Source organism: Bartonella sp. CL435QHHD, assembly GCF_042195095.1.
In the GTDB taxonomy this organism is placed as follows: Bacteria; Pseudomonadota; Alphaproteobacteria; order Rhizobiales; family Rhizobiaceae; genus Bartonella.
The window spans coordinates 71,539-85,223 of record NZ_JBHINS010000007.1 but is presented as its reverse complement, the minus strand read 5'-3'; the positions used below and the strand labels follow the sequence as shown (position 1 = coordinate 85,223).

Below are 13,685 nucleotides of genomic sequence, written 5' to 3'. Positions count from 1 at the left end.
TGAAGGCGGCGTTGGCATTAATGCGCAACTGTCTCACAATTTCTCCCTTCATGGTGATGTCAGCTATCAACAAAAGCTTCAAAAAACTGGTATAAGTGGTGCAAACTTTTCAGGCGGCATACGCTATCAGTTTTAAATCAAGGTTGAAAAGTAGCCTATTCATTCTATTCAATTTTAAAAAAAGGCAGCACATCGTGCTGCCTTTTTATCTCTCCCCTATTCTTCTCTACCAATACACACCGCCAACATTTTTCTTTAAGAAAATTAGTTAAAAAACTCAAAACAATAAAATATCGCGCTTTCAACTAGTAAAAATATCCCTTGAAAAAAACTAAACGTCGATTGAAAAATCAATGAGCGCTATTTTATCGTAACCGTGTTAAAGAAAAACATGAAAGCTATGGTACCATCTTTGGTTTCATGATGTTGAAAGAGATCCCTATCAAGCTCAAGCATACAGTTTTTTTTAATTTTCTTGCCTACTCCTTTTCTTTAAGCATAAGAAACAAGTTTTATGCAAACATAACACATATCTTGAATAGAAAAACTTATAATACTTATATAATATTAACATAATGCATTCATATAATACTAAATGAATTTAAGTATAATACATTATATATTAAATGTATAATTTATTTTATACTTTACATAAAAATAAAAATCGCCTATTCACGTTCCATCTCTAAAGTACCCATCCATTTGATATCCTTCTTATAAGCGGGGGAAGAGTGTGTGGCACTTATAATTTACTTATAATTTAGGAAAATCTTGATGTGTAAAAAGTCCCTTTTATCCTGCACGGCTGTCATAACTGTCATGCTATTAAACACCCATCTCAATGTATATGCTGAAACTCTTGAAGTTTCCGGCGAGAAAAAAGAAGTATCTAACACAACGTATGAGATTATTAATGCGAAAGACAACGGGGAAATCACCGGCACACATTTAACTGTGGTTGGGAATAAAGACACGGATATTTATGCTGTAACAGCTGACGGTCTTGGCAGTGCGATTACATTACTGCAAGACACAGCCATTAAAGGAACTGATTTTGACATTCGTCTCGGTCTTAATGCAAAAGATGGTGCTACAATCAAAATGACTGGAGGCATTATTACGGTTTCTGAAATTGGCGCTTTCTTCGAAAACAGTATGAATGATAAAAACAAGCTGGAAGGTGTAACAATATCAAGCGGTAAAGATGACCACTTCATGGACAAGGGAATAAATGCCGACAACAAAAGCAAAGTTACTTTAGAAAACGTAACGGTTACGCAAGCAAACACCAGTATATTTGCAAATGATCATTCTGAAGTAACGATTTTAGGAGGAGCATTTGATGGAGAACTCAAAGGAATATCTGCTACGGAAGGCAGCGCTATTACTTTAACCTATAGTGAATTAGCCGATAATAAAAAAGGCAGTGTTCAAGTTACATCATCTCATGGTGACGGACTCTATGCAAATGGTGCACAATCCACAATCACAATGATAGGAGGATCAGTCACTGGAGAAAATACAGCATTACTTGCAGAAAATGGCGGACATATTGACGTCACAGATGTTACTTTAAAAAAAGATGGCACCGGAATCGGTGCAATAGCTAATGATGTTGACAGCACAATTGAACTGCACGGAAATACGGTAATTAATGACGCTGTAATTGGGCTTTATGCAACAAACGGTAGCACAATCACAATGACTGGAGGAACCATTACGGCTTTTGAAACTGGTGCGTTCTTCAATGAGAGTAAAAGCGATAAAAACAAGTTAGAAAATGTAACCATTACTTATGCAAATACCAGCATAAGTGATCAAGACAAGCTAGAAAATGTAAAAACATCGGACAATGAATTAGACCCTGGATGGGAAAGTGAATTAGAAAATGAAAAAGAAGAGTTTTTATTCACAGGAATAACGGCCTTTGCCGGAAGTCATCTCACTTTAGAAAATGTAACCATTACGCAAGCAGACACCAGCATATCCGCAGAAGATGGTTCACAAGTAACGATATTAGGAGGAGCATTTGATGGAGGATACACAGGGCTATCCGTAATGAACGGCAGCTTCATTACTTTAGCCAATAGTAAAGAAGGCAGCGTTCAAGTTACATCATCTAATGGTGATGGACTCTATGCAGAAGGTTTATTCTCTACAATCATAATGATGGGAGGGACAGTGACTGCGGGAAACAGAGCATTATTTGCACAAAAAGGTGGATATATTAAGGTCACAGATGTTGCTCTAACAACGATGGACGGAAACGGAAACGGGGCAGCTTCCACCGATCCTTACAGCTTTATTGAATTGGATGGAGAGACAACGATTACTAATGCTATAAATGGACTTGATGCGGAAAACAGTGGTGTCATCATAATGACGGGAGGAGCTGTAACTGCGAAAAGCGCAGCATTGTTTACCATGAACGGTGGATATATTAAGGTCACAGATGTTGCTCTAACAACGATGGACGGAAACGGATACGGTGCAGCTTCCACCGATCCTGAAAGCTTAATTGAATTGGATGGGAACACAACAATTAATAATGCTTTCATCGGACTTTATACAGAAAATAGTGGTAATATCGCAATGGCGGGTGGAACTGTAACCGCAACAAACATGGCATTGCTTGCAAAAAGCGGTGGACACATTAAGGTCACAGATGTTGCTCTAACAACAATGGATGGCAACGGATACGGTGCAGCTACCAGCGATCCTGAAAGCTTGATTGAATTGCATGGAAAGACAACGATTAATAATGCTTTCATCGGACTTTATACAGAAAATAGTGGTACTATCACAATGGCGGGTGGAACTGTAACCGCAACAAACATGCCACTGTTTGCAAAAAGCGGTGGATATATTAAGGTCACAGATGTTGCTCTAACAACAATGGATGGCAACGGATACGGTGCAGCTACCACTGATCCTGACAGCTTGATTGAATTGGATGGAAAGACAACGATTAATAATACTTTCATCGGACTTAATACAGAAAATAGTGGTACTATCACAATGGCGGGTGGAACTGTAACCGCAACAAACATGGCATTGCTTGCAAAAAGCGGTGGACATATTAAGCTCACAGATGTTGCTCTAACAACGATGTATGGCAACGGATACGGAGCAGCTACCACTGATCCTGACAGCTTGATTGAATTGGATGGAAAGACAACGATTAATAATGCTTTCATCGGACTTAATACAGAAAATAGTGGTACTATCACAATGGCGGGTGGAACTGTAACCGCAACAAACATGGCATTGCTTGCAAAAAGCGGTGGACATATTAAGCTCACAGATGTTGCTCTAACAACGATGTATGGCAACGGATACGGAGCAGCTACCACTGATCCTGAAAGCTTGATTGAATTGGATGGAAAGACAACGATTAATAATGCTTTCATCGGACTCAATGCAGAAAATAGTGGTACTATCACAATGGCGGGTGGAACTGTAACCGCAACAAACATGGCATTGCTTGCAAAAAGCGGTGGGCATATTAAAGTCACAGATGTTGCTCTAACAACAATGGATGGCAACGGATACGGTGCAGCTACCACTGATCCTGACAGCTTGATTGAATTGGATGGAAAGACAACAATTGATAATATTTTCATCGGGCTCAATGCAGAAAATAGTGGTACAATCACAATGGCGGGTGGAACTGTAACCGCAACAAACATGGCATTGCTTGCAAAAAGCGGTGGGCATATTAAAGTCACAGATGTTGCTCTAACAACAATGGATGGCAACGGATACGGTGCAGCTACCACTGATCCTGACAGCTTGATTGAATTGGATGGAAAGACAACGATTAATAATGCTTTCATCGGGCTCAATGCAGAAAACAGTGGTGCAATCACAATGGCGGGTGGAACTGTAACCGCAACAAACATGGCATTGCTTGCAAAAAGCGGTGGGCATATTAAAGTCACAGATGTTGCTCTAACAACAATGGATGGCAACGGATACGGTGCAGCTACCACTGATCCTGACAGCTTGATTGAATTGGATGGAAAGACAACAATTGATAATATTTTCATCGGGCTCAATGCAGAAAATAGTGGTACTATCACAATGGCGGGTGGAACTGTAACCGCAACAAACATGGCATTGCTTGCAAAAAGCGGTGGGCATATTAAAGTCACAGATGTTGCTTTAACAACAAAAAATGGTAACTATGGTGCTGCTGCAACCGATCCTGAAAGCTTGATTGAATTATATGGAAAGACAACAATTAATAATGCTGTAACCGGACTTGATGCAGAAAATAGTGGCACAATTATAATGACTGGTGGAACAGTAACTGCGAAAACCATGGCATTGTTTGCAATGAACGGTGGACATATTAAGGTCACAGACGTTGCTCTAACAACGATGGATGGCAACGGATACGGTGCAGCTGCCAGCAATCCTTACAGCTTAATTGAATTGCATGGAAATACAGCGATTAGCAATACTTTCATCGGACTTTATGCAGAAAACGGTGGCACAATTAAAATGAATGGAGGGACCGTAGCAGCAAAAGGATCAGCATTTGTTTTAAAAAATAGCGGATATATTGATGTAACAAATGTTTCTGCAACAGCAGAAAACAGTGGCATAACATTTGATAAATCCGAGGACGATAATGCCTTAGAAATCAACTTGACAAATACAAAGATTCGCACTGAAAATAGTATTGGAATTAACGCAGACCAATCAATCGGTATAGCCAATCTCAAAAATTCAGAAATCAGTGCCGATATTTTATTAGCAGCAAAAGCTTCAACTAAAGAAAATAATTTTGCTTTTACATTAAATGCTAATCACTCCGTATTAAAGGGAAGAGCAAAAATTGCAGAAAACAGAACTGTACGCTTTGATTTGACAAACAAGACAACATGGATATTGAAAACCAGTACAAAAGAAACCGATGATGACGGAAAACTGCTTGCTATTGCTCAAAGGTCACGTTCTGATATTTCTGTGCTCAATCTCAATGATAGTTCTATTGTTTTTAATGGACCGGTAGAAGATCATTATCATACATTGCATATAGGATCTGGAATACCGAACATTCTAGCAGTCTATAATGCCTCTGGTGAGGCAGAAATTCATTTCAACGCTATATGGAGTGATGGTGTTGCAATAGATGCACAAAAAACCGATAGGCTTCTCATTCACGGTGATGTAGCAGGCACCACAACAGTTTATGTCAAAAATGTTTCAGGGGATAAAGAGAGTGTAGAAAATGCCTCTGATCCTTCAAATATAGGTGGACTTTCACTTATTCAAGTTTCTGGAGAAGCAAAAGAAGACTCCTTTAAATTGAAAAATGGCTATACCACCATAGGAGGAACTCCTTATAAATATACGCTGACTGCCTATGGACCAGTCTCAAGCTATGGCAAAGCCAATGCTAACCAAAACTTATTCGATGAAAAGGATAAAGATTTCTGGGATTTCCGTTTGCAGCCTGAATTTTTTGACCCCGATTCAAAAGTAAGAGCAGTTGTACCACAAATGGCAAGCTATTTGGTTATGCCAAATGCCCTCTTTTATACTGGATTGGCCGATATGGCCAAGCAAAATGCACTTTTAGCCAATATGAGAACAACAGTCTTGGGAGAGCAGAAAAATCTAAAAAACAGTTTCTTCCTCTCTACCTATGGGGGTACAGGAACCTTATCCTCGAAACGCGGTCCCCTTAAATATGGTTATGGTGCTGATATTCGCTACGCTGCTATACAAGGTGGGGTTGCATTGACTACGTTAGAAGGGCACAGCACTACTACACATCTTGGTCTTTTAGGTACCTATGGGCAGCTGTCTTTCACTCCAAAAGAGATGCAGGATGCAAGTAAAAGCACCCTAGATAAATGGTCTCTCACTGCCTATGGTAGTGTACAACATGACAGTGGTTTCTATATCGATACGCTTTTATCCTATGGGATAATAAAGGGCGATATCACCAATGCTATCATTGGTAAAACCGCGAAATTGAACAATGTAAAAATGTTGAGTATTTCCACCACCGTTGGCAAACAATTTTCTACCGGAATGGAAGGTTTAACCTTCGAGCCCCAAATACAACTTGCTTATCAACATTTGATGTTTGATACCATTGAAGATGCTGATAATTTAAAAATTGATATGAACAATCCTTCTCAATGGTTGATCCGTGTTGGTGGACGTTTAACCAAAACCATTATGATCACTGAAAATGGTCCTGCCATTTCCTTCTATGGAAAAGCAAACTTGATCAAAACCTTTGGTGATGATGGTACCATCCAGATTGGCAGAGATTTTGACCTTGATCCCATGGGAACAGCAATTGAGGGCGGCGTTGGCATCAATGCACAACTGTCTCACAATTTCTCTTTTTACGGTGATGTAAGCTATCGACAAAAGCTTCAGAAAACTGGTATAAGTGGTGCAAGCTTTTCAGGTGGCATACGCTATCAGTTTTAAATCAAGGCTGTAAAAATAGCCTATTCATTCTATTCAATTTAACAAAAAGGGCAGCACAATATGCTGCCTTTTTTGTACATTAAAGTCATCCTTTTTCCTTTTAAAGCACCCTTCCCTCTTAATACTTAGTTCTTTACGAAAATCCCCAAGACAAGACACAACAAACGCAACAGAGCACTTCTATCCCCAGTGGATGAAGAGTACTTCCTACTTTGAAAAAAAGAGAAGTCTATTAGAAATAAATTAATACCACTGTGTTGAAAGATGACAACCCACTTTAAGCCCAAGTAAGTTAGCTTTTTTATAAGCTTCTTCTACATCCTTTTTTGTTCCCTCATAACCCCAATTTGCGTCATATAATAATCCCTACCATCACGTAAAAGATGTTATGGTACCACTATATCAGTATCTCAGAATATTTCTCTGAATAATAATATTCAAAATTATAATTCTTTAAATAAAATCAATTATAAATACATTTTGTATTAGACATAATTAATATCAATTATTTTTTAATTTTGACAAAAAACCAAAAATGTCTTACCAAATAAAGACAATTACTGAAATTAATAACAATTATCCATTTTCACTTCTTCTTATGAAGTTCGCGGGGAAATGAATATTTGGGGGCTATCATAAGGAGAATACTAGTGTATAAAACATCCCTTTTATCATGCACGGCTGCAGCCGCTATCATCCTATTCAATATCCAGTTCAGTGCACATGCTGAAACCCTCGTAGTTTCTGGGGGAAAACAACAAGAAGTATCCGATAAAACCTACGAAACTATTCACGCAAAAGACGGTGGCAAAATCATTGGAAAACATTTAACCATTGTTACGAATAAAGATATAAACCAAGGCACAAACCAAACCGTCTATGCTGTAACAGCAGAAGGTGCTAACAGTGCGATTGAGTTACTGGATGGCACAACCATTAAAGGCACTGGTTCTGGTATTTTCTTAGGCCTTGAAGCCAAAGACGGTGCTACACTTCAAATGACTAAGGGAACAATTACATATTCTGGAATGGAGGCCTCCTCATCTGGCATTTTATCTAGCACTGGTGCTTCCTTTTCTGACAGTAAGAGTAAAAAAAACAAGCTGGAAGACGTGGTAATATCGAGTGAAAACGATAACAGTTCACTATCCTTAGGAATAAGTGCTAAAAACAGCACAGTAACCTTGAATAATGTAACCGTTACTCAAGCACTAACAGGCATATCTGCAGATGATCACTCGACAATAACAATCTCTGGAGGATCATTTCGTGCAAAAAATACAGCAATATCTGCTCAAAATGGCAGCACCATTACTTTAAACAACAATGTTACAGTCGCATCATCTAATGGTACTGGACTCCATGCAGATGGTATAGAATCCAAGATCACAATGAAAGGAGGGGCTGTCATAGGAGGAAGTTTGAATGGACATGAAGGCGCATTATTTACAGAACATGGTGGACGTATTGAAATTACGGATGTTACTCTAACAACCGATAACTTCGGAAACGGTGCACTTGCACTTGGTTCTGATAGCATAGTTGAATTAAAAGGCAATACAAAGATTAACAATGCTTTGAACGGTCTTGGAGCATTTGATGGTGGTAAAATCACCAGCGAAAATTTAACACTCATCGGTTCTGGAGCAAAAGAAGAAAGCACTGGTGTAGGAGTTGACCTGCCTAACAGCAAGATCGAACTAAATGGAAAAACAACCATTGAAAAATTCACACATGGGCTTGAGGCACGAAATGGTGGACAGATTGATGTCACGGATATAGCTTTAACAACGAATGACGCGGGAACCGGTGCACTTGCACTTGGTCCTGATAGCAGAATTGAATTGCATGGAACGGCAACGATTAATAATATTTTGAAGGGTCTTAGAGCAATAAATGGTGGCAAAATTACCAGCGAAAATTTAACAGTAGTCGGTGGTAAAGCAATTAATGAAAATCTCGGCAAAATAAGCATTGGTGTACGGACAGAGGATTCTGGTAGTGAAATTCAGTTAACCGGCAAAACAACCATTCAAAATGTCGATGAAGGTCTTTATGCAGACGGTGGAAGTCAAATCATTAGCGGAGATTTAACAATAACCGGTGGTGAGTCCGAAGCAGCAACCGTTGGTGTAAACATTTGGGATGCCGATAGTATAGTTGAATTCAATGGCAAAACAACCATTCAAAATGTTGATGTTGGTCTTTTTGTCATTGAAGGTAGCACAATTAAAACGAGCAATCGTGCTATTGATACTAATTCTAAAGGCCTAGATACCCAATCCGATACTCCTCAGAAGGGGAAGAAAAATACAATAGAAGCAAAAATGGCTGCGCTGGTTGTAATAAATGGCGGACATATTGATCTGACAGATGTTTCTGCCACAGCAGAAGTTGCCGGTTTACAATTCGCAACTTTCTTTGATAATAATCCGAATAGCTCGCATGATCCGCAAAAATATCATAGTAATGAGATCAATCTGACCAATGCAGAGCTTCATGCTGAAAATGGCACAGGAATTTTCGTTAGAGCTGTTGTTGAAAAAAGCATCGAAGATGCTACAGCTCCATCAATCGGCACAGTCAATCTTAAAAAATCAGAAGTCCATGCTGACGTATTATTAGGAGATGGTATTTTTTGGGACAAAACATCATGGAAAGATGAAGATTTGTGGGATGGTAAAGAGGTTAAAACGATCTCCAACGGCACCTTCACATTAAGCGCAGATCAGTCTATTCTAGAGGGCAGAGCAAATATTGCTAAAGACAGAAATGTGCACTTTGATCTGAAAAACAATACAAAATGGACGTTGAAAATCAGCAAAAATGAAAAAGATGATGATGGCAATCTCCTTGATATCGCTCAAAGATCTCGTTCTGATATTTCCACGCTTAATCTCGATAACAGCTCCATTATCTTTAATGGACCAACCGAAGATCATTACCAAACATTGCATATAGGTTCTGGTAAACCAGACACGCAAGAAGTCTACAATGCAATGGGTGATGCAAAGATTTACTTCAACACGGCTTGGAGTGATGGTGCTGCAATAAATGACCAAAAAACCGATAGACTTTTGATCCATGGGGATGTCTCTGGCAACACATCAGTTTATGTCACGGGGCGCTTAGAAGAGAACAATATCGAAGCAAATACCTCTGCTGCTGCCAATGTCCGGGGTCTTTCACTTATTCAAGTTTCTGGAAAAGCAGAGGAAAACTCTTTCAAACTGGTAAATGGCTATACCACAAGAGGTGGCTTACCAGATATGTATACACTACGTGCCTATGGACCAGACTCAAGCCAAGGCAACGCCGATATTGCACAAAACCTCTTTGATGAAAAGAATGAAAATTTCTGGGATTTCCGTTTGCAACCCGAACTGCTTGACTCCAATTCTGGTTCAAATCCTGATCCTGAAACAAATATCCCTACCGTTGCCCCTGTACCACAAACAGCAAGCTATTTGGTCATGCCAAATGCTCTCTTCTATAGTGGATTAACCGATATGGCTAAACAAAACGCACTCTTAGCCAATATCAGAACATCTGTCTTAGGAAAAGAAGAAGAAAAACAAACCGGTTTCTTCCTCTATACTTACGGAAACACAGGAACCTTATCTTCTGAACGCGGACCTCTCAAATATGGTTATGGTGCTGATATCCGCTATGCTGCTCTACAAGCCGGTGTTACATTCGCGGCATTAGAAGGACAAAATACCACAACACATTTCGGTCTTGTAGGCACCTATGGGCGGCTGTCTTTCACTCCAAAGGATATGGATGATGTAAGTAAGAGCACATTGGATAAATGGTCACTAACAGCTTATGGCAGCGTGCAGCATAACAATGGTTTCTATATGGATACACTGTTATCCTATGGAATTCTAAAAGGAGATATCGGCAATGCTATCATTGGCAAAACCGCAAAATTGCAAAATGCCAAAATGTTGAGTATCTCCACCACTGTTGGCAAAGAGTTTGCAACCGGAATGGAAAGTTTAACATTTGAGCCGCAAGCACAAATTGCCTATCAACATTTGATGTTTAATACCATTGAAGATGCTGATAATTTTACCGTTGATATGAACAATCCTTCTCAATGGTTGATCCGTGTTGGTGGACGTTTGACAAAAACCATTTCCACTGAAAACAACCGTCCTATGTCTTTCTATGGAAAAGTAAACTTGATCAAAACCTTTGGTGATAATGGTACCATCCAGATTGGCAGAGATTTTGACCTTGATCCTATGGGACCTGCAATTGAAGGCGGCGTTGGCATTAATGCGCAACTGTCTCACAATTTCTCCCTTCATGGTGATGTCAGCTATCAACAAAAGCTTCAGAAAACTGGTATAAGTGGTGCAAACTTTTCAGGCGGCATACGCTATCAGTTTTAAAATAAAACTGTCAAAACAGCGTATTTCTTTTCTATGCATTAACAAAAAAGGCAGCTACAATATGCTGCCTTTTCGCTTTATAAATCCTAATAACACTACACTATCCCTCCTTAAGAGAGCCCTTGCTTTTTCTACTGCCTGTAAAATCAACATCCACGCGCAACGCCCATGTTTAAAACAAAGCTTGAGACGCATCAGTGCTGTATTAACAGCTCCAGCTTTTGTATGACAGATGGGAGCGAGGATATTGCGTATTTCTGTTTGTGTAATCTCTGAAATAGGCAAACAGCCTAATTTGAGGAGAATATGGAGTTTTAAAGGTGAAAACCCGTTTCCATCTTTACCATCATTTTTAATTCAGCTTTACAACTTTCAAAAGCATCTAAGGCAATGTCTTTTAAGTAATGGAGATTACGCATTGCCTCACGTTTTCGTTTCTCACGTTCTTTAATGGGGGCACGCCCCTCACGTAAAACAGCACGCCACCCAGTTGCCAATTCACGAGCTTGTTTTAAAGAAACATCTCTCAAGGCACCCAAGTCCATTTAGCAACAGCGCCCCCCGTGAAAGATATAACGGTAAAGCCATTGAGTACCACCATCTTTACGTTTGTGAAGGAGCAATCCGGCACCATCATTATATTTTCCAGCTCGTGGGTGTTGCTAAAGCCCTTGGCTCTTGAGACGATTCATAAGAGCCATTTTTAGTCCTTTCTTATACATTTTTTACCCACACGCCAGCCCCGCTTGTGGTGTGCAAGAGAATGGTTTTTCTTGATTTAAGACAAACAGGTTTAAAATGAGAAAATCTTACGTTATTCAGAACTCTAATTCAATGAAAGTACCGATAAATTATCTTTATAAATCATTACATTATACCATTTTTATCAAGATAAAAGATAAGGTATTTTTATCTAGAATATGTCACAAAGTATGCAGCCTTTTCGAACATGAAATCCATTTTTTCCTGAAGTGTTTTCTTTTCTACTTAAATACAATTTTCCTCCTCTTCACATGGGTTGCGCAGCTATTCATCATCGAATTTGCCCATAAAGCTAAAAAAGTGTATTTTTAGATAATATAAAGATAACAGCATTAAGAATAAATCTTAAAAAATAGAAGATTTCTTGCTTTTTCACTTATGGAAGTACAGAAACTCTACCGTTTGATTATGCTCCTCTTTGAAGATAGATATGGTGCTAATATGCGCCATAGAGCTGTCCAAGCAAAGATGATATTAGAAAAATGAAAAGTTAATCACTACACATTTGAAATAGATAGGAACCTACAGCCACTCTCATTCACTCCAAAGGATATAGAAAATGAAAAAAAGCACACTGGATAAATCATCAATCATAGCTTACAATATAACAGAGCATAATGGTGTTTTCATATGGCTACACTCTTCCCTTGTGATATCTGTACAGCAGATATCTCTAAAACTTCTATAAAAAATACTATTAAAGTTATGCTGTAAAAATGTTAATTGCCTCAACAATTATTTGTCAAAAATTTGCAAAGAATAATCAGAGAACTAACCTTTTGAACCACGAACATAATTTGTGTGCTAAGGATTTGATTTTTACCAACTTTTAACATATTGATGATCTTAAAATTAAATCAGACAGCCTCCCCAGTTAGTCCGGATAGGTAGGTATCTAACAAAAACTATTGTTAGGACCGTAGAAGATTGTACCCCATCCTTGTATGAGAAAGTGAACTTCCTTAAAAAACTTTGATATTGATGATACTAAACAGATTGGTATTCATTTTTACCTTAATCCGATAGATCCTGCCATTAAAGGTGCGTTTAGCACAATACACAGTTATCTCACAATTTAACCTTCTATATTGATGTAAACTATCAGAAAAAATTTTAAAAGACGTATAGCCGAGACAAGTTTTTCTGATAGAATACACTACCAATTTTAATATAAAATTATAAAAAAATAAGCATATTGATCCGTTTACTATTAACAAAAAAACGGAGTGTATTTTTTTGTTATTTACAATCTATTATAGAAATAAAATAAATTCTTTCTTTACGATGTGTTGTCGCTATCTATAAAGATTTATTTACACTTCCATTGCTGGTTCTTCTAAACAAACAGTTTTGAGAAAATTAATGCATGAAAAGAAAATCTAACAACAAGCGCTTTATCTTTCACATACAAAACGCTCAAGAAAGCTAATTTTTTCATTTATAAAATGAAATAACTCAATAAAGTTCTTTTTGTATCAATAAAAGATGTTTTAAATGAAATATTCAAAATATTGATTTATAATGATAATTTAGCGTTACTTTCATTGAGTTAGAGTTCTGAATATCGTAAATTTCTCTCATTTAAAATCTGTTCCATGTTGAACTAATCAAAATCATTCACTTACACATTACAAGCGGGACTGGCGTGTGAAGCAAAGTTATATAAGAAAAGCCTAAGAATTCCTCTCATGCACCGCCTCAAGTGCCAAAGGCTATCCACACAACATTGGGAGCTAGCAAAGTATGTAATGGGGTTGCTCTTTTATTAAGCCGTAAAGGTATCGGCTTGCTCCTTCGTAAGTATAAAGATGATGGGACTCTATAGCTTTAGCGTTATAGCATTCATGAAAACCATCGCGAAATGGGCTGTGCGACCTTAGAAAAATGGACTTTGCTACCCTTAAGGAAAAGCTTCTTTAAAGAAAGCCTGTGAATAGCCCCCTCATCACTTCTTCTAGCAGAGAAAATTTTCTGATCGTTTTGGTGAGTACATCAAATAATACATCTCAATGCGATAGAGCTTTTATAGCGATTATCTTTAATAGACAGTTTTTAAATATCATA

3 protein-coding genes and 1 pseudogene are annotated in these 13,685 nt (G+C 38.2%); 3 read left to right on the top strand and 1 reads right to left on the bottom strand.

Going from position 1 to position 13,685, the window contains the following annotated elements; translation table 11 throughout:
• The 3 genes from ACFILH_RS00460 to ACFILH_RS00450 form a co-directional block, all read left to right on the top strand.
• The coding region (locus ACFILH_RS00460) for an autotransporter outer membrane beta-barrel domain-containing protein (RefSeq protein ID WP_375667198.1) at positions 1-136 on the top strand (136 nt) is incomplete at its 5' end.
• Between the two features lie 638 nt (positions 137-774).
• Positions 775-6,459: an autotransporter outer membrane beta-barrel domain-containing protein gene (locus ACFILH_RS00455; RefSeq protein WP_375667195.1), complete on the top strand. Its 5,685-nt coding sequence runs from the start codon at positions 775-777 to the stop codon at positions 6,457-6,459.
• A gap of 650 nt (positions 6,460-7,109) precedes the next feature.
• The gene (locus tag ACFILH_RS00450; protein WP_375667194.1) at positions 7,110-10,859 is read left to right on the top strand and encodes an autotransporter outer membrane beta-barrel domain-containing protein; all 3,750 of its coding nucleotides are present in this window, start codon (positions 7,110-7,112) and stop codon (positions 10,857-10,859) included.
• 111 nt (positions 10,860-10,970) lie between these two features.
• Here ACFILH_RS00450 and ACFILH_RS00445 read toward each other — a convergent pair.
• Positions 10,971-11,560, bottom strand: a pseudogene (locus ACFILH_RS00445) (integrase arm-type DNA-binding domain-containing protein); the annotation flags it as partial.
• Positions 11,561-13,685: the final 2,125 nt, after the last annotated feature.